Origin of the sequence: Streptomyces flaveolus (assembly GCF_044765825.1) — a bacterium.
In the GTDB taxonomy this organism is placed as follows: Bacteria; Actinomycetota; Actinomycetes; order Streptomycetales; family Streptomycetaceae; genus Streptomyces; species Streptomyces flaveolus.
Map to the genome: position 1 here is coordinate 107,010 of NZ_JBIWKU010000001.1, position 25,375 is coordinate 132,384.

Genomic DNA, 25,375 nt, shown 5'->3' on the forward strand with positions numbered 1-25,375 from the left:
TATGTCCGGTCCGCGCCGGGGCGGCCGCCCGCCTGCGTGCGCCCTGGCAGCGGCACCCCGTCAGCGCCGGGCAGCGTGCCCCGCCCCCGTCCCGCACCTGCGCCGGGCACCCCGGGCTCAGCCGGCCCCGTTGCCCGTGTCCTCCGCGATGCGCTCGTGGTGGTGGATGACCTCGGCGATGATGAAGTTCAGGAACTTCTCGGCGAACGCCGGGTCCAGTTTGGCGCTCTCGGCGAGGGCCCGCAGCCGGGCGATCTGCTGGGCCTCGCGGGCGGGGTCGGCGGGCGGAAGCTGGTGGCGGGCCTTGAGGAGGCCGACCTGCTGCGTGCATTTGAAGCGCTCGGCGAGCATGTGCACGACGGCCGCGTCGATGTTGTCGATGCTGTCCCGCAGCCGGGCCAGCTCGTCGCGGACGGCGTGGTCGGCGGCACCGGTACCGGTGTTGCTGGTGGTCATGGGCGATCACCCTACGGGCGGCCCGCCGGCCGCCGCACACCGTCTCAGGCCGTGAGCGGGCCCGGCGTCCCGGCGCGGCTCGTACAGTGGAGGCAGGGTCAGGTGTCTTGGGGGTACGGGCGTGGCGAACGGCGGTCCGGTCGAGCACGGCTACCCGCACCTGGAGACGGTGCGGGCCGCCATCACGGCGCTGTACAGGCGTCTGTCGTACGACACCGTCCAGACCTTCTCGGCCAGCGTGGCCCCGGCCGACGTGGCGTTCTGCGACACGGACGACCTGTATCTGGGGGCGCAGCGGGTGGCCCACGAGCTGGTGCGTCACTACCGTCTGCCGGACGCCCGGATGATCGTCTCCTTCCGTGAGATGACGCATGCGGCGAATGTCGAGCTGGCGGCGGGCCCGGAGTACTTCGTGGAGCTGAACGACCGCTTCCGCACCCATCGCCGGGACATCGGCGCGGCCCTCGCGCACGAGGTGATGCACGTGTACCTGCACCGCCTGGACCTGTCCTTCCCGGGGACGCGGGACAACGAGATCCTCACGGACACGGCGGCGGCGTACCTGGGCGCGGGGTGGCTGCTGCTGGACGCGTACCGGGAGGACGCGGCGTCGTCGCAGAAGCTGGGGTATCTGACGCCGGAGGAGTTCGGGTACGTGCTCGCCAAGCGGGCGCTGCTGTTCGGGGAGGATCCTGCGGTGTGGTTCACCAGTCCGCAGGCCTACACGGCGTACGTCAGGGGCATGGAGCGGGCCCGGCGGGACGAGCAGCAGCCGCCGCTGACCGCGGCCGGGTGGGCGGGGCGCCGCCGGTACGCCCGGGACCGGCGGCACGCGCTGGACCCGCACGCCGCCCCCGTGACGGACGCTCCCTACTCCTTCCTGCCGGACGCGCGGGGGCCGCTGCGGGTGTCGTTCGCCTGCCCGACGTGCCACCAGCGGATCCGGGTGCCGGTGCGGGGGCGGGTGCGGGCGCGGTGCGGGTTGTGCCGGACGGTGCTGGAGTGCGACACGTAGGCGGGCGGGGGCTGCTTCAATGCCCGCATGACGGAGACGATCAGGGAGCCCTGGGGGCTCAGTGTGTTCGGCGCGGGCAGTGTGCGGGTGGAACCGCAGCTGGTGCGGGTGAGGTTGGCGGTGGATGTGCTGGCGCCGTCGCCGGACCGTTCCTTCGGGGAGGCGGGGACGGCGGTGACGCGGCTGCGGGAGGTGCTGCGCCGGCACGGGATACCGGACACCGCGGTGTCGGGTTCCCGGCTCAGGCTCAGCTCGGAGTACAGCGGTTACAACGGTGAGCGCAAGCTGCTCGGTTACCGCTGCCAGGCCTCGTACTCGGTGGAGACCGAGACGCTGGACGGCCTCCAGCAGCTGATCGTGGACGCGGTCGACGCGGGCGCGCACCGCATCGACCAGGTGGAGTTCGACGTGCACGACAAGCCGGCGATGCGTGACGAGGCCCGGCGCAGGGCCGTGGCCGCCGCCCGCCGGAAGGCCGAGGTGTACGCGGAGGCGGCGGACGTGCGGCTGGGGCCGGTGGTGCACATCCAGGACGTGGACGCGGAGTCCGTCGTGCAGTACCGCGGCCACGGCGGCGGGGGCGGCAGCTCGGCCGGGGATCTGGCGCCGGGGATGGTGGAGGTGTCGGCGGCCGTGGTGCTGGGGTACTCGCTGCGGCGCTGACCCGTGCGGCCCGTCGTCAGTGCGGGGGCCGCACGATGCCCTGGGCGCGTGCGGCCACCAGCCACTTGGGGAACTCCCCCACCAGCCGGTCGTACAGCTCGGCGTCGGACACCTGCCGCGGGTCGCGGCCCGCGTGGAAGAACCCGGCGTTGTCGACGGCCCGCTTGTCCGGCACGGCCAGCTCGTCGAGCTTGCGCAGGTACTCGAACTGGCGGCTGCCCGGGTCGCCGAAGCCGACGAACTGCCAGAACAGCGGGAGCCGCGCCGCCTTGCACAGATAGCGTTCCGCGGCGAGCCTGCTGGTCGGGCCCCCGTCCGTCTGGAAGACGACGAAGGCGGGATCACGCGCGCCGCTGTCGAGGTAGTGATCGACGACGGCGTCCATGGCCACGTGGTAGTTCGTCTTCCCCATGTGCCCGAGGCCGGCCACGATCCGCTCGACGCGTCCCTGGTGGTCGGCGAGGGCGATCTCGGTGACCGCGTCGACGTCGGTGGAGAAGAACACCACGGGCACGGTGCCGTCGTCGTCGAGGTGCGCGGACAGTCCCAGCACCCGGTCGGCGAGCGCCTGCACGGTGCCGTCCCGGTAGTAGGGCTTCATCGAGCCCGAGTAGTCGACGACGAGGTACACGGCGGCCCGTGTCCCCTCGAGCCCGTGTTTCGTCAGGGACACACCAGCGCTCTTGTACAGGCTGACCAGCGCGGGCGCGGTCTCCTGGACCTTGGTGAGACTGATCGCGGCCATGCGGCTCCCCCTCGTGCGGCGGCGACTGGCTGCCGAGCGTACGGCACTGCGGACCCCGCCTCTCAGCCGCTCCACAGTGTTTCGATATTTTGTTCGCCGCCGTCCCCACCGGCTCACCGTCCGCCCGTCCCGAGGAGCCGGCCGTGGATTCCGAGTCCACCGTCACCACCTGCTACCGCCATCCCGCGGTGGAGTGCCATGTCCGCTGCACCCGCTGCGACCGCTGCATCTGCCCCGACTGCATGCGCGAGGCGGCGGTGGGCCACCACTGCCCGGAGTGCGTGAAGGAGGGCGCGCGGTCGGTCCGGCAGGCCCGGACGATCGTCGGCGGCCGGGTCTCGGCGACGCCCGTCGTGACGTACGTCCTGATCGGGCTGAACGTCCTCGCGTACCTGGGTGAGCTGGTGCGGCCGGGGATCGTGGACCGGTTCTCGATGGTCGGCGCGCGCCTGGTCGGGCCGGACGGGGGCCACTACGTCTACCAGAGCGTGTTCCCGGGGGACTTCCACGCCGAGGGTGTCGTCGCCGGCGAGTGGGAGCGGATGCTCACCAGCGCCTTCCTGCACCTGGAGCCCACCGAGGGCACGTTCGGCATCCTCCACATCGTGATGAACATGGCCGCGCTGTGGCAGCTGGGGCGGGTGGTGGAGCCGATGCTCGGCCGCGTCCGGTACGCCGTCCTGTATCTGCTGTCGGCGCTCGGCGGTTCCGTCGTGGAGCTGCTCCTCGCCGACCCCGCCCAGCCCTCGGTCGGCGCGTCGGGCGCGGTCTTCGGCCTCGCAGCCGCGTACTACGTCCTGGCGCGGCGGCTCGGCGCGGACATGGCGCCGGTCAACCGCTTCATGGCGTACCTGCTGCTGTGGCTGCTGATCTCGGCCGGGATCACCTCGTGGCAGGGCCATCTGGGCGGTCTGCTGGCGGGCGCGGCGGTGGCCGCGGCGTACGCGTACGCGCCGCGCGACGGGCGGCGGGTGCTGGTGCAGGCGGGTGCGTGTGCGGTTCTGGTGGTGCTGCTGGCGGTGTCGGCGGCGGTCAAGGTGTCGGATCTGTCAGGTGGAGGTATTCCCCAGTGAAACGTGCCGGTGTGCTGCTCCTCGCGGCCGTCCCCGTGGTCGCCACGGGGGTGTACTTCCTCATGCCGACGGACTCGGCCGACGCCCCGGTGACACCGCCCACGTCCACCACCCAGTCCTCCCGCGAGGACGCCAAGGACCGGGCCGAGCAGGAGCGGGAGGCGGACGACGAGCTGATCGCCGACCTGCCGCCGGGGCTGGCCGCCCCGGCCGAGAAGGAGCTGGCGCAGCAGCTGGTCTCCAGCGCCGAGAACTCGACCACGGACTGGCGCAGCGCCTACGGCACCATCGAGGATCTCGGGCAGGGTGACGGCTACACCGCGGGCATCATCGGTTTCTGCACCGGCACCCACGACCTGCTCGCCCTGGTCGAGCACTACACCGAGGACCACCCGGGCAACGGCCTCGCGAAGTACCTGCCGGCCCTGCGCGAGGTCGACGGGACCGACTCCCACGAGGGCCTGGACCCCGGCTTCACGGCCGCCTGGGAGGCGGAGGCGAAGCTGCCCGCCTTCCGCAAGGCCCAGGAGGAGGAGCGCGACCGGGTCTACTTCCAGCCGTCGGTGCGCCTGGCCAAGCTGGACGGGCTCGGCACGCTGGGCCAGTTCGTCTACTTCGACGCGATGGTCTTCCACGGCCCCGACAGCGACACGGACGGCTTCTACAGCCTGCGCGAGCTGGCGATGAAGAAGGCGAAGACACCGGCCGACGGCGGGTCCGAGAAGGCCTATCTGGACGCGTTCCTCGACGTCCGGCGCGAGGCGATGCTGGCCAAGCGGCCGGACATCGACACCTCCCGCGTCGACACGGCCCAGCGCCGGTTCCTGAAGGCCGGGAACCTGGACCTGAAGACGCCGCTGGTGTGGGAGATGTACGGGGACACCTACAAGCTGCCCTGAGCATGCGACGGCGCCTGCCCATTCGTCCGGTCGGGGACAGGGCAGGCGCCATCAGTGTTCCGCACGCCTTTGTGCGGGACGACTGTGAGCCGTCAGACCGCCAGTGCGCGGTCGGTCGGGCGGATCGGGGCCGGCAGTTCGCTGGCTCCGGTCAGGAAGCGGTCCGCGCCACGTGCGGCGGAGCGGCCCTCGGCGATCGCCCAGACGATGAGCGACTGGCCGCGGCCGGCGTCACCGGCGACGAACACACCCGGCACATTGGTCTGGAAGTCGGCGTCCCGGGCGATGTTACCCCGTTCGTCGAGCTCCAGGCCGAACTGGTCGACCAGGCCGTTCTCCCGGTCGGTGCCGGTGAAGCCCATGGCGAGGGTGACCAGCTGGGCCGGGATCTTGCGCTCGGTGCCCGGCTTCGGGGTCAGCTTGCCCTCGACGAACTCGACCTCGCTCATGTGCAGCCACTGGACGTTGCCGTCCTCGTCGCCCTCGAAGTGGGTCGTGGAGACGGCGTAGACCCGCTCGCCGCCCTCCTCGTGGGCGCTGGTGACCTTGTAGAGCATCGGGAAGGTCGGCCACGGCTGCGAGACCGGGTTCCGTTCCTCGCCCGGCCGGGGCATGATCTCCAGCTGGGTGACGGAGGCCGCGCCCTGGCGGTGGGCGGTGCCTACGCAGTCGGCGCCGGTGTCGCCGCCGCCGATGACGACGACGTGCTTGCCCTCGGCGCTGATCGGCGGGGCGACGTAGTCGCCCTCCTGGACCTTGTTGGCCAGGGGCAGGTACTCCATGGCCTGGTAGATGCCCTGGAGCTCGCGGCCGGGGACCGGCAGGTCACGGGCAGTGGTGGCACCGGCGGCGATGACGACGGCGTCGTACCGCTTCTTCAGGTCCGTCGCCTTGAGGTCGCGGCCGATCTCGACGCCGGTGCGGAAGCGGGTGCCCTCCGCGCGCATCTGCTCTATGCGGCGGTTGATGTGCCGCTTCTCCATCTTGAACTCGGGGATGCCGTAGCGGAGGAGGCCTCCGATGCGGTCCGCGCGCTCGTAGACGGCGACGGTGTGGCCGGCCCGGGTGAGCTGCTGGGCGGCGGCCAGGCCCGCCGGGCCCGAGCCGATCACGGCGACGGTCTTGCCGGACAGGCGCTCCGGGATCTGCGGGGCGACGTCCCCGGTCTCCCACGCCTTGTCGATGATCGAGACCTCGACGTTCTTGATGGTGACCGGCGGCTGGTTGATGCCGAGCACGCACGCCGACTCGCACGGGGCCGGGCACAGGCGGCCCGTGAACTCCGGGAAGTTGTTGGTGGCGTGCAGGCGCTCCTGCGCGGCCGACCAGTCCTCGCGGTAGGCGTAGTCGTTCCACTCGGGGATCAGGTTCCCGAGCGGACAGCCGTTGTGGCAGAACGGGATGCCGCAGTCCATGCACCGGCTGGCCTGCTTGCTGATGATCGGCAGCAGGGAGCCGGGGACGTAGACCTCGTTCCAGTCCTTGACGCGCTCCTCGACGGGCCGGGTCTTGGCGACCTCGCGCCCGTGGTTCAGGAAGCCCTTGGGATCAGCCATTGGTCGCCGCCTCCATCATCTTCTCGGTGATCTCGGTCTCGGAGAGACCGGCTCGCTCGGCGGCGTCCTTGGCGGCGAGCACTGCCTTGTACGTACGGGGGATGATCTTGCTGAAGCGCTCCACGGCGGCCGGCCAGTCGGCGAGCAGCTTCTGGGCGACCGTGGACCCGGTCTCCTCGGCGTGGCGGCGCACGACGTCGTGCAGCCACTCCTTGTCCGTGTCGTCCAGCGCCTCGACCGCGTCGAGGTTGCCGGCGTTGACGTTGTTCGGGTCGAGGTCGACGACGTACGCGACGCCGCCGGACATGCCGGCCGCGAAGTTGCGCCCGGTCTCGCCGAGGACGACCGCGTGGCCGCCGGTCATGTACTCGCAGCCGTGGTCGCCGACGCCCTCGGAGACGACGAGCGCGCCGGAGTTGCGGACGCAGAAGCGCTCGCCGACCTTGCCGCGCAGGAACATCTCGCCGCCGGTGGCGCCGTAGCCGATGGTGTTGCCGGCGATGGTGGAGAACTCCGCGAGGTGGTCGGCGCCCCGGTCGGGGCGGACGATCACGCGGCCGCCGGAGAGGCCCTTGCCGACGTAGTCGTTGGCGTCGCCCTCCAGGCGCAGCGTGATGCCGCGCGGGACGAAGGCGCCGAAGGACTGGCCGGCGGATCCGGTGAAGGTGATGTCGACGGTGTCGTCGGGCAGGCCCGCGCCGCCGAACTTCTTCGTCACCTCGTGGCCGAGCATGGTGCCGACCGTGCGGTTGATGTTGCGGATGGCGACCTGGGCGCGCACCGGCGCGGCGTCGGTGGCGTCCGTGGCACCCAGCGCGTCCGCGGCGAGCTTGATCAGCTCGTTGTCGAGGGCCTTCTCCAAGCCGTGGTCCTGGCCGACGGCCTGGTGGCGCACGGCGCCCTCGGGCAGCTCGGGCACGTGGAAGAGCGGGGCCAGGTCCAGGCCCTGCGCCTTCCAGTGGTCCACGGCGCGGGTGACGTCGAGGGCCTCGGCGTGGCCGACGGCCTCCTCGATGGAGCGGAAGCCCAGCTCGGCGAGGATCTCGCGGACCTCTTCGGCGATGAACTTGAAGAAGTTCACGATGTACTCGGCCTTGCCGGAGAACCGGTCGCGCAGCACCGGGTTCTGGGTGGCGATGCCGACCGGGCAGGTGTCCAGGTGGCAGACGCGCATCATGACGCAGCCGGAGACGACGAGCGGCGCGGTCGCGAAACCGAACTCCTCGGCGCCGAGCAGCGCGGCGATGACGACGTCGCGGCCGGTCTTGAGCTGGCCGTCGGTCTGGACGACGATCCGGTCGCGCAGGCCGTTGAGCAGCAGGGTCTGCTGGGTCTCGGCGAGACCGAGCTCCCAGGGGCCGCCCGCGTGCTTGAGCGAGGTGAGCGGGGAGGCACCCGTGCCGCCGTCGTGGCCGGAGATGAGCACGACGTCCGCGTGCGCCTTGGACACACCCGCCGCGACCGTGCCGACGCCGACCTCGGAGACCAGCTTGACGTGAATCCGCGCCTGCGGGTTCGCGTTCTTCAGGTCGTGGATCAGCTGGGCCAGGTCCTCGATGGAGTAGATGTCGTGGTGCGGCGGCGGGGAGATCAGGCCCACGCCGGGGGTGCTGTGCCGGGTCTTGGCGACCCAGGGGTACACCTTGTGGCCGGGCAGCTGGCCGCCCTCGCCGGGCTTGGCGCCCTGGGCCATCTTGATCTGGATGTCGTCCGCGTTGACCAGGTACTCGGAGGTGACGCCGAAGCGGCCGGAGGCGACCTGCTTGATGGCCGAACGGCGCGCCGGGTCGTACAGGCGCTCCGGGTCCTCGCCGCCCTCACCGGTGTTGGACTTGCCGCCCAGCTGGTTCATGGCGATGGCGAGCGTCTCGTGCGCCTCCTGGGAGATGGAGCCGTAGGACATGGCGCCGGTGGAGAAGCGCTTGACGATCTCGGAGACCGGCTCGACCTCGTCGAGGGGGATCGGCTGCCGGTCGGAGGTGAAGCCGAACAGGCCGCGGAGCGTCATCAGGCGCTCGGACTGCTCGTTCACCCGGTCGGTGTACTTCTTGAAGATGTCGTACCGGCCGGAGCGCGTGGAGTGCTGGAGGCGGAAGACCGTCTCCGGGTCGAACAGGTGCGGCTCGCCCTCGCGGCGCCACTGGTACTCGCCGCCGATGTCCAGCGCCCGGTGCGCGGGCGCGATGCCGCTGGCCGGGTAGGCCTTCGCGTGGCGGGCGGCGACCTCCTTGGCGACGACGTCGATGCCGACGCCGCCGATCTTGGTCGCGGTGCCGTTGAAGTACTTCTCCACGAAGCCCTCGTCGAGGCCGACGGCCTCGAAGACCTGGGCGCCGCGGTAGGAGGCGACGGTGGAGATGCCCATCTTGGACATGACCTTGAGGACGCCCTTGCCGAGGGCGTAGATCAGGTTGCGGATGGCCTGCTCGGGCTCGGCGCCCGGCAGGAAGGTGCCGGCGCGGACCAGGTCCTCGACGGACTCCATCGCCAGGTACGGGTTGACGGCGGCGGCGCCGTAGCCGATGAGCAGGGCGACGTGGTGGACCTCGCGGACGTCACCGGCCTCGACCAGCAGGCCCACCTGGGTGCGCTGCTTGGTGCGGATGAGGTGGTGGTGGACGGCCGCGGTGAGCAGCAGCGACGGGATCGGGGCGTGCTCGGCGTCCGAGTGGCGGTCCGACAGGACGATCAGCCGGGCGCCGTTCTCGATGGCGGCGTCGGCCTCGGCGCAGATCTCCTCGATGCGCGCGGCCAGCGCGTCGCCGCCGCCGTGCACCCGGTACAGGCCGGAGAGGGTCGCGGCCTTGAAGCCGGGCATGTCGCCGTCGGCGTTGATGTGGATGAGCTTGGCCAGCTCGTCGTTGTCGATGACCGGGAAGGGCAGGGACACACTGCGGCAGGAGGCGGCCGTCGGGTCCAGCAGGTTGCCCTGGGGGCCGAGCGAGCTGCGCAGGGAGGTGACCAGTTCCTCGCGGATCGCGTCCAGCGGCGGGTTGGTGACCTGCGCGAACAGCTGGGTGAAGTAGTCGAAGAGCAGCCGGGGGCGCTCGGACAGCGCGGCGATCGGCGAGTCGGTGCCCATGGAGCCGATCGGCTCGGCGCCGGCCTTGGCCATCGGCGCGAGGATGACGCGCAGCTCCTCCTCGGTGTACCCGAAGGTCTGCTGGCGGCGGGTGACCGAGGCGTGGGTGTGGACGATGTGCTCGCGCTCGGGCAGGTCGGACAGCTCGATCTCGCCGGCCTCGAGCCACTCGGCGTACGGCTTCTCCGCCGCGAGCTTGGCCTTGATCTCGTCGTCCTCGATGATGCGGTGCTCGGCGGTGTCCACGAGGAACATGCGGCCGGGCTGGAGGCGGCCCTTGCGGACGACCTTCGCCGGGTCGATGTCGAGGACGCCGACCTCGGAGCCGAGGACGACGAGGCCGTCGTCGGTGACCCAGTAGCGGCCGGGGCGCAGACCGTTGCGGTCGAGAACCGCGCCGACCTGGGTGCCGTCGGTGAAGGTGACGCAGGCGGGGCCGTCCCAGGGCTCCATCATCGTGGAGTGGAACTGGTAGAAGGCGCGCCGGGCCGGGTCCATGGAGTCGTGGTTCTCCCACGCCTCCGGGATCATCATCAGCACGGAGTGCGGCAGCGAGCGCCCGCCGAGGTGCAGCAGCTCCAGGACCTCGTCGAAGGAGGCGGAGTCCGAGGCGTCCGGCGTACAGATCGGGAAGATCCGCTCCAGGTCCGGGGACGAGCCGAACACGTCGGAGACGAGCTGGGACTCGCGGGCGACCATCCAGTTGCGGTTGCCCTTGACCGTGTTGATCTCGCCGTTGTGGGCGACGAAGCGGTACGGGTGGGCGAGCGGCCACGACGGGAAGGTGTTCGTGGAGAACCGGGAGTGCACGAGCGCGATCGCGGATGCGAAGCGGCGGTCGGACAGGTCCGGGAAGAAGGGCTCCAGCTGGCCGGTGGTCAGCATGCCCTTGTAGACGATGGTCCGCGCGGACAGCGACGGGAAGTAGACGCCCACCTCGCGCTCGGCGCGCTTGCGCAGCGCGAAGGCACGGCGGTCGAGGGCGATGCCCTGCGAGGCACCGTCGGCCACGAAGATCTGACGGAAGACCGGCATGGTCGAACGGGCGGTGGCGCCGAGCAGCTGCGGGGCGACGGGGACCTCGCGCCAGCCGAGGACGGTGAGGCCCTCCTCGGTCGCGATCGTCTCGATCCGCGCGGCGGCGTCCTCGGTGCCGTCGACCGGCAGGAAGGCGATGCCGACGGCGTAGGCCCCGGCCTCGGGCAGGTCGAATCCGGCCACCTCACGGAAGAAGGCGTCCGGCACCTGGGAGAGGATGCCCGCGCCGTCGCCCGAGTCGGGCTCGGAGCCGGTGGCACCGCGGTGCTCGAGGTTGCGCAGCACGGTGAGGGCCTGGTCGACCAGGGTGTGGGACGCCTCGCCTGTGAGGGTGGCGACGAAGCCGACGCCACAGGCGTCGTGCTCGTTGCGGGGGTCGTACATACCCTGCGCAGCAGGGCGAGCATCCATGAAGGACCAGTTCTGGCCATTCGCGGAATGCTGGGACGGCTGGCGCGGCGTACGCATCGGCTCTCCCGTCGTCGTCAGGTGGCATGTGGCAAGTTGCCGAGGGACGACGTTGGCCCTCTGCGTGAGTGCAAAATTTGCTGCAGGTTACATGATGGAGTGGTTCTCGTTAACCGGGATAATCCGTTCCACCATGCGGACGTCGCGGGTCTCGGCGGGGGTACTGGATTCCAGCGACGGAAGCTGTGGGGGCCGAGGCGGACAGGTCGGTGTCCGTCGGCCCGAGGGGCGGAGGGAGCGTCGTCGCCCACTCCGCGCGTACACGGCGGGCGTCGTTGCCCGCAGCGCTTACGGCTCATGCCCGGTGGTCACGCACTCGAAACCAGCGAGTAACGACTACTTATGCGGTCCGACGCATAAGTTCGAGCCGGGCTATCCTACGGCCGTTCCGAACAGGCTGCCCAGGACGTACGTCACACCCGCCGCGGCACCACCGAGCGCGAGCTGCCGCAGCCCGCTGTACCACCAGCTGCGCGCCGTCACCTTGGCCACCACCGCGCCGCACAGGAACAGACCGGCCAGCGCCAGCAGCACGGCGGGCCACAGCGCACTGGCGCCGAGCAGGAAGGGCAGGAGGGGCAGCAGGGCCCCCAGGGCGAACGAACCGAACGACGACACGGCCGCGACCAGCGGCGACGGCAGGTCACCGGGGTCGATGCCCAGCTCCTCGCGGGCGTGTATCTCCAGGGCCTGCTCGGGGTCGCGCGAGAGCTGCCGGGCGACCTCGCGGGCGAGCTCCGGCTCGACGCCCCGCGCCTCGTAGAGGGCGGCCAGCTCGGCCTCCTCGTCCTTCGGGTGCTTTTTCAGCTCCCGGCGCTCCACGTCCAGCTCGGCCTCGACGAGTTCGCGCTGCGAGGCGACGGAGGTGTACTCGCCGGCGGCCATGGAGAAGGCGCCGGCCGCCAGGCCCGCGAGGCCGCTGATCACGACGGTGTGCTGACTGGCCGTACCGCCGGCCACGCCGGTCATCAGGGCGAGGTTGGAGACCAGGCCGTCCATGGCGCCGAAGACGGCGGGGCGCAGCCAGCCGCCGTTCACGTCCCGGTGGGTGTGGTTGTCGCGGTGCGCCTCGTGCAGCGACGCCTCGGTCTCGATGATGGCCATGGGTCCCCCAGCAGCGGTTTTGGACGAGTTCTACTTTTCGACAACACCAAATGTACGTCGGTGATTTCCGTCCCGCCAGCAAGGAAAGGCTGGGCTTACCAGGGCTTTTGGGTCTCGGCGCTCATCCGTGATCATGCTCGCCCATATGTCGACCGGGTGACGCTGGGGCGTGTGAGGCTGCGGGGCGAGCCGCACCGGGGACAGTTCCGCAAAGGGCTGTGCGCCTCTTCGGGCGCCGCCTGAGAGGAGAGGCCGCATGGCATCCACCGCCTGCATTCCCTCGGTCCCCGCCCCGGGGGACGCCGCCGGGCTCCGCGAACGGGCGCGGGGCGCGCTGCTCGGTCTGGCCGTCGGGGACGCCCTCGGGGCGCCGGCCGAGAACATGAAGCCCTCCGAGATCCGCGCCCGCTGGGGCCGCATCACGGGATACGTGGCGGAGCGGCCGTCCGGCACGGACGACACGGAGTACGCGATCTTCTCGGGACTGCTGCTGGCCCGGCACGGCTCCGCCCTCACCCCGGCCCATGTGGAGGCGGCCTGGCACGAGTGGATCGCGGACCGGGAGGAGGGCCCCTTCCGGGGCGCGGGCTTCAGCGAGCGCGGCACCCTGGAGAACCTGCGCCGCGGGCTGGCCGCACCCATCTCCGCCCAGCACCGCCACGCCTGGAGCGACGGGCTGGCCATGCGGGCCGCGCCCCACGGGGTGTTCGCGGCCGGCCGGCCCGCCGAGGCGGCCCGGCTGGTGGCGGTCGACGGCTCGGTCAGCCACGACGGCGAAGGCATCTACGGCGGCCAGGCGGTGGCCGCGGGTGTCGCGGCGGCGATGACGGGGGCACCGGCCGTCGCGGTGGTGGCCTCGGCCCTGGCCGTCGTGCCGGAGGACTCCTGGACGGCCCGCTGTCTGCGCCGCGCGATGACGGCGGCCCACCTCGGCGAACGGGCGGTCCGTTCCGCGGTGGTCATCGGCGGCTACCCCTGGACGGACCTCGCCCCGGAGGCGGTCGCCCTCGCCTTCGGGGCGTTCGCGGCGGCCGACGGGGACTTCACGGACGCCGTGCTGACGGCCGTGAACATGGGCCGCGACGCCGACACCACGGCGGCGGTGGCCGGCGCCCTGGCCGGGGCGAGCCGGGGCGTCTCCGCCATCCCGGCCGACTGGGCCGCGGCCATCGGCCCGGCCCGCGGCACCTGCCTGCCGGCGATGGCGGGCCACCATGTGCTGGACATCGCGGACCTCCTGGTACCGGGCGACCGGCCCAGAGGCGACGCCGCCACCGCCCGGGCCACGGGGGGTGGCGCCGCCGGCCATCGCACCCGAGGTGACACCGCCGACCGAGCCACAGGAAGCGGCGCCGTCAGGCCGGGGTTCGCGGACCGCCGTGCCCCGGGGTCCGGCGAGCGCGGCGGTCGCGGGGGCGCGGAGCGCGACGCCGTCACGCTCGTCGTACCCGTGCCGGACGGGGACACCGCGGGGGTGCGGCCGTGACCCGCTCCCGCCCCGCCGGCGAGGAACCGGCCACCACGGCGTACGTCGCCACCCCCGACGACGTGGACCAGCCCACCGCCGGAAGCGTCCACCGCCCCGAACCCCCACCCCCCACCGACGCGGGCCCCCCGGTGCCCGCCCCCGCCGGCGACGGCACCCGCACCGCCCCCAGCCCCTCGCCACCCACTCCCGCCCACGGCACCCACCCCGGCGCGGCACCGCTCGCCGGCCCCCGGCGGGTCGAGGGGCTGCTGCTGGGGCTCGCCGCCGGGGACGCGGCCGGATGGCCCGCCGCCCGGCACCGGGCGGCCCGGATGCCCGAGTGGACCCGTCGGCTCACCCGCGAGCTGGACACGTTCGCCGAGCAGAACGCGACCACCACCCTCCCCGTCCCCATCGCCCTGAACCAGTCCCCCGAGCCCCTGCGCCTCGGTCCGTCGGACGACGCCGAGTGGGCGGCGTTCGCGGCGGAGGCCCTGCTGCGCGCCGGGGACGACAGCGCGCTCGGCGACCTGAGCCGGGAGCGCCGGACGCGTGCCGCGATCGACCTCACCTGGAACGCCGCCGCCAGCGAGGTGGCCGCGGCGGCGGACCGCGCCCCCGAGATCGAGTCGGCGGTGGTGCCCCTGCGCGCCCGCATCTCCGTACGGGCCGGGCTCGGCAACCTCGCCACCGGCCTGCGCCCGCCCGCCACCGGCCACGACAACCCCCACTACTTCGACGACGCCGCCTGCGTCCGGGCCTGCGTCCTGGCCGTCGCCCACCCCGGCGCCCCGCACCTCGCCGCCGACCTCGCCGAGTTCGACGCCCGCTACACCCAGGACGGCGACGGTGTGCACGGCGCCCGGGCCATGGCGGCGGCACTGGCGTGCGCCCTCGGCGACGGCGACGTGGAGGCCTGCGTGGACGCCGCGCTCGCCGAACTCCCCGAGGAGACCGAGATCGGCCGCAACACCCGGCAGGCGCTCGCCCTCACCGCCGGGGCGGAGAGCGCGTTCGCGCTGGTCCCGCTGCTGGAGCACCAGATCGTCGACCACGTCTACAGCTACGGCGTCGCCGCCGCCGAGACCGTCCCGGTCGCCCTCGCCCTGGCCCGGGCCGCCCGGGGCCGGATCGCCGAGGCCGTACCGGCGGCGGCCTGCCTCTCCCGCGTCGCGGACTCCGCCCCCGCGTTGGCGGGCGCCCTCACGGGCGCGCTGGGCGGCGGCGCGTCGATCCCCGCGCCCTGGCGCGACGCGTGCCGCACGCTCCCCGGCTGCGTTCTGCCCCGGCTCACCGGTACGGACCTGGTGGAACTGGCCGGGCTCCTGCACGCCACGCAACCGTCCCGACCCGAAGGAGGACGCACACCATGACGGCCCGCACATCGGAGAACGGCACGGCGAGCCTGGAGGAGCGCGTCACCGGCGCCCTCGTCGGCGCGGCCGTCGGCGACGCGCTCGGCGGCCCGGTCGAGGGCTACTCCCCCGAGCAGATCCTCGAACGCCACGGCGGCCGGATCCACGGCGTCGTCGGCCCCTGGAACGGCGACGCCTGGCGCACCGCACGCCCCATCGCCCCGTACCACAAGGGCGACGGCCACGTCACCGACGACACCCTGATGACCCACGCGCTGGTCCGGGTCTACGGCACGGTCCGCGACCATCTCGACGCCTACGCGGTCGCCGAGCACCTGGTCCCGGACCTGATGACGAACCCGCGCTGGATCCCGGAGCTGGAGGCGGAGGCCCTCCCGCTCCAGCGGATCTTCCTCGCGGAGAAGTGGCTGGTGGCCAGGATCCACTACGGCCACGTCGACCCCCGCGAGGCCGGCACCGGCAACATCGTCAACTGCGGCGCGGCGATGTACATGGCCCCGGTCGGCCTGGTCAACGCGGCCGATCCGGCCCGCGCGTACGCCGAGGCGCTGGACGTCGCGGGCGCGCACCAGTCCTCGTACGGCCGTGAGGCGGCCGGCGTCTTCGCGGCGGCGGTCGCGGCGGCGTGCGCGCCCGGCGCGACACCGGAGACGGTGCTGTCGGCCTGTCTGTCGCTGGCGAAGGACGGCACCCGGGCGGCGATCGAGGCGGTCGGCGAAGTGGCTTCGCGGCACTCGGAGTTCGAGTCGGCACTCGCGCCGCTGCGCGAGGCGGTCGCACCGTACGACACGGTCGGCCCCGACTACCGCGCCCCGTCCCTCGGCGCCCGCCGCCCGTCCCGGCTGCACGCGATCGAAGAACTGCCCGTCGCCCTGGGCATGCTGCTGGTGTCCGGCGGCGACTACCGCCACGCGGTCCTCGGCGCGGTCAACTACGGCCGCGACTGCGACTCCATCGCCACGATGGCGGGGGCGCTCGCCGGGGCGCTGGGCTCACCCGTCCCGGAGGACTGGGCGAAGACGGTCGCGGAGGCGAGCCGCCTGGACCTGTGGCAGCCGGCGACGACGCTCACCGAGGTCGCGCGGGAGGTCTTCGAGCGGGACGTCCTGCGACGCCGTGCCCACGAGCGGGCGTTCGCCGCGATCGGAGGCGCGAGATGCTCCGACTGACCTGGGTCCAGCCGGAGGACCTGATCGGCCACGAACTCCGCCAGGCCGCGCTGGACGGCCGCGACACGTCGGCGATCGCCTCCCGCTGGCGCGCGGCGGGCGGCTGCGACGCCCCGGCCCGGGCGGGCGCGTCCCCCCAGCCGGCCTCCCCGTACCTGCGCCTGCTGGCGGAGGAGCTGCTGGACGAACTGGCCGGCCTGCCCAGCCCGTCGGCGGCGGCGGAGCCCACGGACCTGGACGAGATCAGGGCCAGGTGCCCGGACTGGCCCGCACCGCGCCGCACCGCGCCCCCGGCCGTGTCCGCCGGCCGCCTGGAGGCCGCCTGGCTGGGCCGGGCCGCCGGCTGCCTCCTCGGCAAGCCCGTCGAGAAGCTCCCCCTGACCGGCATCCGCCTCCTCGCCCGGGCCACCGGCAACTGGCCCCTGAGCAGGTACTTCACGGCCCGCGGAGTCCCTGGAGAGCTCCTCGCCCAGTACCCCTGGAACCGCCGCTCCGCGCCCACCTCCCTCGCCGAGAACATCGACGGCATGCCGGAGGACGACGACCTCAACCACCCCCTCCTGGGCCTCCTGCTCCTCCAGCGCCACGGCCGGGCCTTCACCACCGCCGACGTCGCCCGCGTCTGGCTCGACGAACTCCCCGCCGGCCGCGCCTTCACCGCCGAACGCGTCGCCTACCGCAATCTCCTCGCCGGTCTCGAACCCCCGCACACGGCGAGCCACCGCAATCCCTTCCGTGAGTGGATCGGCGCCCTGATCCGCGCCGACGTGCACGGCTGGACCAACCCCGGCGACCCGGCCGGCGCCGCCGCGCAGGCCCATCGCGACGCGACCCTCACCCACACCGCGAGCGGCGTCCACGCGGCGATGTTCGCGGCGGCGGTCATCGCCGACGCCGCCACCGGCACCCACGACGTCCACGCCTGCCTGCGCACCGGCCTCACGGTCGTGCCGCCCGGCTCACGCCTGGCCGGGGCCGTCCGCCACGCCGTCCGGCTCGCCGAGACGCACGACGACTTCGACACGGTCGTGGACGCACTCCACGCCACCTACTCCCCCTCCCACCACTGGGTCCACGCCGTCCCCAACACCGCACTGATCGCCGCCGCCCTCACCCACGCGGACGGCGACTTCACCGGCTCGGTCTGCCGCGCCGTGTCGGGAGGCTGGGACACCGACTCCAACGGAGCCACCGCCGGCAGCGTCGCCGGCCTGCTCGCCGGTTCCCCGGCCGCCCTGCCCGAGCAGTGGACGGCTCCGCTGAAGAACCGCCTGGCCACCTCGGTCGGCGACTTCGACGGCATCGGCTTCGACACCCTCGCCCACCTCACCCACACGGAGGCCACCCGCTCATGCCCCGGCCCGTCGTGACTCCCCCCGCGCCCCTGCCCGTCCCGGCTCCCCTGGCCGGCCTGCGCGTCCTCGATCTCGCCACCCTCTTCGCGGGCCCGCTCGCCGCCACCATGCTCGGCGACTTCGGCGCCGAGGTCGTCAAGGTCGAGCACCCCACCCGCCCCGACCCCTCCCGGGGCCACGGACCGTCGAAGGACGGCGTCGGCCTGTGGTGGAAACTGCTGGGCCGCAACAAGCGCACCATCACCCTCGACCTGTCGAAGCCGGCCGGCCGCACCACCCTGCTGCGCCTCGCCGCGACCGCGGACGTCGTCATCGAGAACTTCCGCCCGGGCACCCTGGAGAAATGGGACCTGGGCTGGGACGAGCTGTCCGCGGTCAACCCGCGCCTGGTCCTCACCCGGGTCACCGGCTTCGGCCAGTTCGGCCCGTACGCGCGCCGCCCCGGCTTCGGCACCCTCGCCGAGGCGATGAGCGGCTTCGCCGCGATGACCGGCGAGCCGGACGCCCCGCCGACGCTGCCGCCGTTCGGGCTGGCCGACTCGATCGCCGCGCTGGCGACGGCGTACGCCGTGATGACGGCCCTGTCCGCCCGCGACCTCACCGGCGAGGGCCAGGTCGTGGACATGGCGATCATCGAGCCCATCCTGACCGTGCTGGGCCCGCAGCCGATCTGGTACGACCAGCTCGGCCACGTCCAGCCGCGTACCGGCAACCGCTCCCAGAACAACGCCCCGCGCAACACCTACCGCACCGCCGACGGCACCTGGGTCGCCGTCTCCACCTCCGCCCAGTCGGTCGCCGAGCGCGTGATGCGCCTGGTGGGCCGCCCGGAGCTGATCGACGAGCCCTGGTTCGCGACGGGCGCCGAACGGGCACAGCACGCGGACGTGCTGGACGCGGCGGTCGGCGACTGGATCGCCCGGCACCCCCGCGCCGACGTGCTCGCCGCCTTCGAGAAGGCCGAGGCGGCCGTCGCCCCGGTCCAGGACGTCCGGGACGTGATGGCCGATCCGCAGTACCAGGCCCTGGACACGGTCACCACGGTCGACGATCCCGAGCTGGGGCCGCTGCGCATGCAGAACGTCCTGTTCCGGCTCTCCGCCACCCCCGGCGCGATCCGCTGGGCCGGCCGCCCGCACGGCGCGGACACCGAGGAGGTGCTGACCGAGCTGGGCCTGTCCCCGGCGGACGTGAAGGAACTGCGCGAGGCGGGTGTCGTATGACTCCCCCCGCGCTGACCTGGCTGTACGCCCCCGGGGACCGGCCCCGGGTGGTCGCCAAGGCGCTGGCCGCCGGGGCCGACGTGGTCGTGATCGACCTGGAGGACGCGGTCGCCCCGGACCGCAAGGAGTACGCCCGCGCCTGCACCGCCGAGCTGCTCACCGACCCGCAGCCGGTGCCGGTGCACGTGCGGGTGAACGCCCTGGACGGGCCGCTGGCCGCGGCGGACCTGGCGGCGGTGGCCGCGCTGCCGGGGCTGTCCGGGCTGCGCCTGCCCAAGGTGACGTCCCCGGGGCAGGTCGCCGCGGTCGCCGAGGCCACCGGCGGACCGCCCCTGTACGCGCTGCTGGAGACGGCCCTGGGCGTGGAGCGGGCGTACGCGATCGCCGCCGCCCACCCGTCGCTGCGCGGCATCGCCCTCGGCGAGGCGGACCTCCGCGCCGACCTGGGCGTACGGGGTGACGCGGGCCTGGACTGGTCGCGTGCGCGGGTGGTGGTGGCCGCGCGGGCGGCGGGGCTGGCGCCGCCGTCGCAGACGGTGCATCCGGACATCCGGGACCTGGAGGGGCTGGCTGCGTCCTGCGCCCACGGCCGTGCCCTGGGCTTCCTCGGCCGCGCCGCCATTCACCCCCGCCAGCTGCCGATCATCGAGCGGGCGTACCTGCCCACCGAGCGGGAGCTGGAGGAGGCGGAGACGATCGTCAAGGCGGCCACCGCGCAGCCGGGCGCCCAGGCGCTGCCGGACGGGCGGTTCATCGACGCGGCGGTGGTGGCCACGGCCCGGCGGACCCTGTCGCTGGCCCGGCGGCCCGTCCTGGCCTGACACACGCCGAGGGCGCCCGGATCCTCTCCGGGCGCCCTCGGCGACGTACGGCGGGCGTCAGCCCTTCCTGGCCGAGTCGGCCCCGTCCTTCACGTCCTCCACGGTCCCGGCCCCGGCGTCCTTGCCGCCCCCGGAGGCATCGGGAGCCTCGGCGCCCTTGACGTCTTTGGCGTCCTTGACGGACCCGGTGTCCTCGGAGGTCTCGGCGCCCGTCTTCGCGTCGTCCCCGGCGTCCGCGTCGGAGCCCTCCGCGCCCGGCTCCACCACGGCCTCCCGGCCCGGCCGCATCCGCGCCGAGAGCACCATGTAGACGACCGCGAGCAGGAACACGAAGAGCGCGGTCCAGTTGTTCAGCCTGAGGCCCAGGATGTGGTGGGCGTCGTCGACGCGCAGGTACTCGGTCCAGAAGCGGCCCGCGCAGTACGCGGCGACGTACAGCGCGAAGGCCCGCCCGTGGCCGAGCTTGAAGCGCCGGTCGGCCCAGATGACGAGCAGGGCGACGCCGATGCACCACAGCGACTCGTACAGGAAGGTCGGGTGGTAGGTGCCCGGCACCCGCCCGTCGGCCGACGAGGTGATCTTCAGCGCCCAGGGCAGGTCGGTGGGCTTGCCGTACAGCTCCTGGTTGAACCAGTTGCCCCAGCGGCCGAGGGCCTGGGCGAGGGCGATGCCGGGAGCGACGGCGTCGGCGTACGCGGGCAGCGGGATGCCCCGGCGGCGGGCGCCGATCCAGGCACCGAGCGCGCCGAGCGCGATCGCACCCCAGATGCCGAGGCCGCCCTCCCAGATCTTGAAGGCGTCCACCCAGTCGCGGCCCTCGCTGAAGTACAGCTCGTAGTCCGTGATCACGTGGTAGAGGCGACCGCCGATCAGACCGAACGGAACGGCCCAGACCGCGATGTCGGCCACCGTGCCGGCCCGCCCGCCCCGGGCGATCCAGCGCTTGTTGCCGAGCCAGACGGCAACGAAGACGCCGATGATGATGCAGAACGCGTAGCCGCGCAGCGGGATGGGACCGAGGTGCAGCACCCCGCGCGACGGGCTGGGAATGAAGGCAAGTTCCATGGCAGGGTCGACGCTACCGTGTGGGACGGGCAGCGCGGCAAGCAGCCCGGCTACGGGTCCGTAACGGGCGGGCGTCCGACGTCACCTACTTGTTCGCGTCCCGCACGAGCTGCTTCAGCTTGGCCGGGGTCATCGACTTCTCCTGGTAGATGTTCCTGCCGTCCAGGAGCACGGTCGGCGTGCCGCTGAAGCCGCCGTTCCGGAAGGCCTCGCTGGACTTCGCGACCCAGCTGTCGTGCATGCCGTCCTTCACGCACTTCTGGAAGACCGGGGTGTCCAGTCCGTCCACCTTGCCGGCCAGCCCGATCAGCTTGCCGTTGTCGGCGAAGGCGTCGTCGGTCTCCTCGGGCTGGTTGTCGTACAGCACGTCGTGGTACGCCGGGAACTTGCCGGCGTCCTGGGCGCAGGCGGCGGCGTTGGCCGACTTGCGGGAACCGGTGCCGCCCACGTTGCCGTCGATGATCGTGGCCAGGTGGTACTCGACCTTGAGCTGCCCGGCGCCGGTGAGCTCGTGGATCGTGTCGCGGTACGCCAGCTCGAAGGCCTTGCAGGCCGGGCAGCGGAAGTCCTCCCAGATGACGAGCGTCGACTTGGCGCTCTCCTTGCCGACGGGGATGGCGAGGCCGTCCTTGCCCTGCGCGCCCGAGGGCGCCACGACCGGGCCGGCCGACTCGCTGCCGTCGTCCTTCCCCGCGTTCGCGGCGACCACGCCGATCACCGCGGCCAGTCCCAGGACACAGACCACGGACGCGCCCACGATCAGCGCACGGCGGCGCTTGTCCCTGGTCTTCTGCTTCTCTCGCTGCTCCGCCAGCTTCTGGCGGGCGGCGCGCTTTCCGTCTCGGTTCTTCTCGCTCACACCCCGCAGAACGAACCGGGGAGGCGCACAGCGCCTCCCCGGTCCCAGGTCCACCCGTACGGAGGACCCCCTGTCACATGCTTGCCGTCACGCCTGTCGGCGTACGCCCTTCGCCAGGTCGGCGGCGAGCGCGCGGACGCCCTCCAGGCCGGCCGCCTCGTCGGGGGCGTCCAGCATCCGCTTGACGAAGGCGGAGCCGACGATCACACCGTCGGCGAAGCCGGCGACCTCGGCGGCCTGCGCGGCGTTGGAGACGCCGAGCCCGACGCAGACCGGGGTGTCGGTGGTGGCACGGGTGCGCCGCACCAGGTCCTCGGCCTGCGCGCCGACCGACTCGCGGGTGCCGGTGACGCCCATCAGGGAGGCGGCGTAGACGAAGCCGCTGCCGACCGCGGTGATCTCGGCGAGCCGCGCGTCCTTGCTGCTGGGCGCGACCACGAAGACCGTGGCGAGCCCGTGCTTGTCGGCGTGCTCCCTCCACAGCGCCGACTCCTGGACGGGCAGGTCGGGCAGGATGCACCCGGCGCCGCCCGCCTCGGCGAGCTCGGCGGTGAAGCGCTCGACGCCGTAGCGGTCGATGGGGTTCCAGTACGTCATGACGAGGATCGGCTTGCCGGTGGCCTCGTGGGCCTCGCGGACCGTCCGCATCACGTCGGCGATCTTCACGCCGCCGCGCAGGGCGATGTCGTCGGCGGTCTGGATGACCGGGCCGTCGAGGACGGGGTCGCTGTGCGGCAGGCCCACCTCGACGACGTCGGCGCCGCCGTCGAGCGCGGCCTTGACCGCCTCGATGCCGCCGTCCACGGTCGGGAATCCGGCCGGGAGGTAGGCGATGAGGGCGGCGCGGCCCTCGGCCTTCGCGCCGGCGAGAGTGTCGTTCAGCAGCCGCACGTTCCCGCTCACTTGGCGTCCCCCTCGATCTCGGCGGTGGTGCCGGCCTCGTCGGCGGCGACCTCGGCGTCGGTGTCGTACAGCCCGAAGTAGCGGGCGGCGGTGTCCATGTCCTTGTCGCCGCGGCCTGACAGGTTGACCACGATCAGCCCGTCCTTGCCCAGCTCCCTGCCGACCTCCAGGGCGCCGGCGAGGGCGTGGGCGGACTCGATGGCCGGGATGATGCCCTCGGTGCGCGACAGCAGGCGCAGCGCCTGCATGGCGGCGTCGTCGGTGACCGCGCGGTACTCGCCGCGGCCGGAGTCCTTGAGGTAGGCGTGCTCGGGTCCGATGCCTGGGTAGTCCAGGCCGGCGGAGATGGAGTACGGCTCGGTGATCTGGCCCTCGTCGTCCTGGAGGACGTAGGACCGGGAGCCGTGCAGGATGCCGGGCTCGCCCGCGGTCAGGGTGGCCGCGTGCTCGCCGGTCTCGATGCCGTGCCCGGCGGGCTCGCAGCCGATCAGGCGGACGTCCGTGTCGGGGATGAAGGCGTGGAAGAGGCCGATGGCGTTGGAGCCGCCGCCGACGCAGGCGATCGCGGCGTCGGGGAGGCGTCCGGCCTGCTCCAGGAGCTGACGGCGGGCCTCGACGCCGATGACGCGGTGGAAGTCGCGGACCATCGCCGGGAAGGGGTGGGGGCCGGCGACCGTGCCGAACAGGTAGTGGGTGCGGTCGACGTTGGCGACCCAGTCGCGGAACGCCTCGTTGATGGCGTCCTTGAGCGTGCGGCTGCCGGACTTCACGGCGATGACCTCGGCGCCGAGCATGCGCATGCGGGCCACGTTGAGGGCCTGGCGCTGGGTGTCGATCTCGCCCATGTAGATGGTGCAGTCGAGGCCGAACAGCGCGCAGGCCGTGGCCGTCGCCACGCCGTGCTGGCCGGCGCCGGTCTCGGCGATCACGCGGGTCTTGCCCATGCGCTTGGTGAGCAGGGCCTGGCCGAGCACGTTGTTGATCTTGTGCGAGCCGGTGTGGTTCAGGTCCTCGCGCTTGAGGAAGACGCGGGCTCCGCCGGCGTGCTCGGCGAAGCGGGGGACCTCGGTGAGTGCCGAGGGGCGGCCCGTGTAGTGGACGAGCAGGTCGTCCAGTTCGCGGGCGAACTCCGGGTCGGACTTGGCCTTGTCGTACTCGACGGCCACCTCGTCGACCGCCGCGACGAGGGCCTCGGGGATGAACTTCCCCCCGAAGGCGCCGAAGTAGCCCTCGGCGGAGGGGACGTGGCCCTCCGGGTCGGGGATGAAGAAGTTGCTGGGCATGCGTGAACCTCACGGTGAGTGTCTGGTGTGGGCACCTTCGCCGTGGGAGCGCGGGTTGTCAGGTCTCCGCGGGCCGTCGCTGGTTGCTCGCGCCCACGCGACGGAGTCGCATATTCAACAAAGCCCCGCGCCCCTTACGGGGCGCTTGAGCCATCGCATGCCGTTCACTTGCCCCGGTTCGTCACCGATGACGTACCGCACCCGGCGGCCGTGGACCCTGCGTGCGGGGGCGCGGCAGCCGCGGGGGCGGCAGCCTCGCGCCAGGCGCGCGTAGGGGTCCCGGGATGCCGGGACGAGCGGGAGCGTCATGGAAGTCAGCCTACCGGGGGTCAGCCGCGGCCGTGGCGCAGTGCAGGGTGCTCGCCGGCGGCCACGAGGTCCGAGACGGCCGTCTTGGGATCGCGGCCGGTGACCAGCGATTCGCCGACGAGGACCGCGTCCGCGCCCTCGTTGGCGTAGGCGATGAGGTCGTGCGGGCCGCGGACGCCGGATTCGGCGACCTTGACGATGTGCGCGGGGATCTCCGGGGCGACCCGCTCGAACGTGCCGCGGTCGACCTCGAGCGTCTTCAGGTTGCGCGCGTTCACGCCGATGATCTTCGCGCCGGCGTCCACCGCGCGCTCGACCTCGTCCTCGTCGTGCACCTCGACGAGCGGGGTGAGACCGATGGACTCGGCGCGCTCGATCAGCGACTCCAGGGCCGGCTGGTCGAGGGCCGCGACGATCAGCAGCACGAGGTCGGCGCCGTGCGCCCGGGCCTCCCACAGCTGGTACGACGTGACGATGAAGTCCTTGCGCAGCACGGGGATGTCCACGCGGGCGCGGACGGAGTCCAGGTCGGCCAGCGAGCCGCCGAAGCGGCGCTGCTCGGTGAGGACGGAGATGACGGCGGCGCCGCCCGCCTCGTAGTCCGCGGCGAGTCCGGCCGGGTCGGCGATGGCGGCCAGCGCACCCTTGGACGGGCTGGAGCGCTTGACCTCGCAGATGACCTTGACGCCGTCGCCCCGCAGGGCGCTCACGCCGTCCTTGGCGGGGCGAGCCTTGGCCGCGCGCTCCTTGAGCTCGTCGAGGCTGACGCGCGCCTGCCGCTCCGCGAGGTCGGCACGGACTCCGTCGATGATCTCGTCGAGCACACTCACGCGAGCGGCCCCCTTTCAGACGGCGGAACCTGTGGTCACTCCGATGGTATCCGCAGCGGGGCGACGGTCCCGCATCCGGTTGTCACCGGTCCCACTACCTGGACATTCGTCGGGTGATCAAGGGATGAGCCAGCCACCGAACGGCAGGTTCCGGACAACGGTGAAGACCAGCAGCAATGTGCCCAGCGTCCACAGGTGCACCGGGCCCAGGTCGACCCTGACGGGGCGGCCGCGCACCGCGCGGATCACCCAGACGGTCCACAGCACGGCGAAGCCCAGATAGCCGAGGACGGCCGGCGCGTTGGCGTGCAGCGCGGTCAGGACGTCCCCGTGGACGAACGCGTGGGCACTGCGCAGACCGCCGCAGCCGGGGCAGTAGAGCCCGGTGAAGCGCAGCAGCGGGCAGACCGGGTAGTGGCCGGGCTCGTTGGGGTCCACGCTCCCCACGTAGGCGAAGGCACCGACGACGGCCGCCAGCACCCCGGCCGGGACGGCGAGGCGGGCCGCGACGGCCGGCGCGCCCCCGGGGGGCAGGGTCCTGATCGGGGCCGGTTTCCGGCTGTCGGCGTCCACGCCCCGCATTCTGCCCGGCACCGGCCGTACACGCACGTGAGG

At 72.9% G+C, this 25,375-nt stretch carries 22 protein-coding genes; 10 read left to right on the plus strand and 12 right to left on the minus strand.

The genetic code is table 11. The features are described 5' to 3' along the window. Nucleotides 1-117 precede the first annotated feature (117 nt). On the minus strand, nt 118-456 hold the full coding sequence (locus ACIRG6_RS00460; RefSeq protein ID WP_403320068.1) for a chorismate mutase: 339 nt from the start codon (nt 454-456) through the stop codon (nt 118-120). Between the two features lie 121 nt (nt 457-577). Between ACIRG6_RS00460 and ACIRG6_RS00465 the strand changes: the two genes are divergently transcribed. Beyond that, on the plus strand, nt 578-1,471 hold the full coding sequence (locus ACIRG6_RS00465; RefSeq protein WP_318218153.1) for a hypothetical protein: 894 nt from the start codon (nt 578-580) through the stop codon (nt 1,469-1,471). Between the two features lie 27 nt (nt 1,472-1,498). Further along, entirely contained in the window at nt 1,499-2,134 is a 636-nt protein-coding gene (locus ACIRG6_RS00470; protein WP_225634019.1) for an SIMPL domain-containing protein, read from the plus strand. Nucleotides 2,135-2,150: 16 nt separating this feature from the next. On the opposite strand, the gene ACIRG6_RS00475 is transcribed toward ACIRG6_RS00470, so the two are convergent. Beyond that, complete coding sequence (locus tag ACIRG6_RS00475; RefSeq protein WP_403320071.1) at nt 2,151-2,879, minus strand: vWA domain-containing protein; 729 nt, start codon at nt 2,877-2,879, stop codon at nt 2,151-2,153. Between the two features lie 143 nt (nt 2,880-3,022). Here ACIRG6_RS00475 and ACIRG6_RS00480 point away from each other — a divergent pair, with 143 nt between their 5' ends. Both ACIRG6_RS00480 and ACIRG6_RS00485 read left to right on the plus strand, forming a co-directional pair. Continuing rightward, complete coding sequence (locus ACIRG6_RS00480; protein ID WP_364817784.1) at nt 3,023-3,952, plus strand: rhomboid family intramembrane serine protease; 930 nt, start codon at nt 3,023-3,025, stop codon at nt 3,950-3,952. Then, nucleotides 3,949-4,851 (plus strand): chitosanase, encoded by a 903-nt coding sequence (locus ACIRG6_RS00485; protein WP_364677870.1) that lies wholly within the window; start codon nt 3,949-3,951, stop codon nt 4,849-4,851. Before ACIRG6_RS00480 ends, ACIRG6_RS00485 begins: the two co-directional genes overlap by 4 nt. Nucleotides 4,852-4,943: 92 nt before the next feature. On the opposite strand, the gene ACIRG6_RS00490 is transcribed toward ACIRG6_RS00485, so the two are convergent. The 3 genes from ACIRG6_RS00490 to ACIRG6_RS00500 form a co-directional block, all read right to left on the minus strand. After that, on the minus strand, nt 4,944-6,407 hold the full coding sequence (locus ACIRG6_RS00490; RefSeq protein WP_350718926.1) for a glutamate synthase subunit beta: 1,464 nt from the start codon (nt 6,405-6,407) through the stop codon (nt 4,944-4,946). Beyond that, the gene (gene gltB / locus ACIRG6_RS00495) at nt 6,400-10,938 is read right to left on the minus strand and encodes a glutamate synthase large subunit (RefSeq protein WP_364677868.1); all 4,539 of its coding nucleotides are present in this window, start codon (nt 10,936-10,938) and stop codon (nt 6,400-6,402) included. Before gltB ends, ACIRG6_RS00490 begins: the two co-directional genes overlap by 8 nt. A gap of 429 nt (nt 10,939-11,367) precedes the next feature. Further along, complete coding sequence (locus ACIRG6_RS00500; protein ID WP_225633995.1) at nt 11,368-12,099, minus strand: VIT1/CCC1 transporter family protein; 732 nt, start codon at nt 12,097-12,099, stop codon at nt 11,368-11,370. A gap of 256 nt (nt 12,100-12,355) precedes the next feature. On the opposite strand from ACIRG6_RS00500, the gene ACIRG6_RS00505 reads away from it, so the two are divergent. From ACIRG6_RS00505 to ACIRG6_RS00530, 6 genes are read left to right on the plus strand one after another with little or no spacing between them, the layout of a single operon-like run. After that, entirely contained in the window at nt 12,356-13,585 is a 1,230-nt protein-coding gene (locus tag ACIRG6_RS00505) for an ADP-ribosylglycohydrolase family protein (RefSeq protein ID WP_403320074.1), read from the plus strand. Further along, a complete protein-coding gene (locus ACIRG6_RS00510; protein WP_403320076.1) occupies nt 13,582-14,940 on the plus strand; it encodes an ADP-ribosylglycohydrolase family protein in 1,359 nt (452 codons plus the stop codon). The genes ACIRG6_RS00505 and ACIRG6_RS00510 overlap by 4 nt, the downstream gene beginning before the upstream one ends. Further along, nucleotides 14,937-16,112, plus strand: coding sequence for an ADP-ribosylglycohydrolase family protein (locus tag ACIRG6_RS00515; RefSeq protein WP_364677863.1), 1,176 nt, complete (start codon nt 14,937-14,939; stop codon nt 16,110-16,112). Before ACIRG6_RS00510 ends, ACIRG6_RS00515 begins: the two co-directional genes overlap by 4 nt. Further along, complete coding sequence (locus ACIRG6_RS00520; protein WP_403320078.1) at nt 16,100-17,482, plus strand: ADP-ribosylglycohydrolase family protein; 1,383 nt, start codon at nt 16,100-16,102, stop codon at nt 17,480-17,482. Before ACIRG6_RS00515 ends, ACIRG6_RS00520 begins: the two co-directional genes overlap by 13 nt. Further along, nucleotides 17,464-18,690 carry a CaiB/BaiF CoA transferase family protein gene (locus ACIRG6_RS00525; protein ID WP_364677859.1) on the plus strand — a complete coding sequence of 409 codons (1,227 nt, stop codon included), beginning with the start codon at nt 17,464-17,466 and terminating at the stop codon, nt 18,688-18,690. The genes ACIRG6_RS00520 and ACIRG6_RS00525 overlap by 19 nt, the downstream gene beginning before the upstream one ends. Continuing rightward, on the plus strand, nt 18,687-19,511 hold the full coding sequence (locus tag ACIRG6_RS00530) for an HpcH/HpaI aldolase/citrate lyase family protein (RefSeq protein WP_364817776.1): 825 nt from the start codon (nt 18,687-18,689) through the stop codon (nt 19,509-19,511). Before ACIRG6_RS00525 ends, ACIRG6_RS00530 begins: the two co-directional genes overlap by 4 nt. 57 nt (nt 19,512-19,568) lie before the next feature. On the opposite strand, the gene lgt is transcribed toward ACIRG6_RS00530, so the two are convergent. The 7 genes from lgt to ACIRG6_RS00565 form a co-directional block, all read right to left on the minus strand. Then, complete coding sequence (lgt, locus tag ACIRG6_RS00535) at nt 19,569-20,576, minus strand: prolipoprotein diacylglyceryl transferase (RefSeq protein ID WP_403320080.1); 1,008 nt, start codon at nt 20,574-20,576, stop codon at nt 19,569-19,571. Nucleotides 20,577-20,661: 85 nt separating this feature from the next. Next, entirely contained in the window at nt 20,662-21,435 is a 774-nt protein-coding gene (locus tag ACIRG6_RS00540) for a DsbA family protein (protein ID WP_364817774.1), read from the minus strand. 87 nt (nt 21,436-21,522) lie between these two features. After that, nucleotides 21,523-22,338 carry a tryptophan synthase subunit alpha gene (trpA, locus tag ACIRG6_RS00545; protein ID WP_318218167.1) on the minus strand — a complete coding sequence of 272 codons (816 nt, stop codon included), beginning with the start codon at nt 22,336-22,338 and terminating at the stop codon, nt 21,523-21,525. After that, on the minus strand, nt 22,335-23,621 hold the full coding sequence (gene trpB, locus ACIRG6_RS00550) for a tryptophan synthase subunit beta (RefSeq protein ID WP_318218168.1): 1,287 nt from the start codon (nt 23,619-23,621) through the stop codon (nt 22,335-22,337). The genes trpA and trpB overlap by 4 nt, the downstream gene beginning before the upstream one ends. A gap of 114 nt (nt 23,622-23,735) precedes the next feature. Next, nucleotides 23,736-23,930 carry a tryptophan biosynthesis modulator TrpM gene (gene trpM, locus ACIRG6_RS00555; protein WP_350718903.1) on the minus strand — a complete coding sequence of 65 codons (195 nt, stop codon included), beginning with the start codon at nt 23,928-23,930 and terminating at the stop codon, nt 23,736-23,738. A 20-nt stretch (nt 23,931-23,950) separates the two neighbouring features. Further along, complete coding sequence (gene trpC / locus ACIRG6_RS00560) at nt 23,951-24,760, minus strand: indole-3-glycerol phosphate synthase TrpC (RefSeq protein WP_225633911.1); 810 nt, start codon at nt 24,758-24,760, stop codon at nt 23,951-23,953. A 117-nt stretch (nt 24,761-24,877) separates the two neighbouring features. Next, on the minus strand, nt 24,878-25,342 hold the full coding sequence (locus ACIRG6_RS00565) for a DUF2752 domain-containing protein (protein ID WP_403320081.1): 465 nt from the start codon (nt 25,340-25,342) through the stop codon (nt 24,878-24,880). Nucleotides 25,343-25,375: the final 33 nt, after the last annotated feature.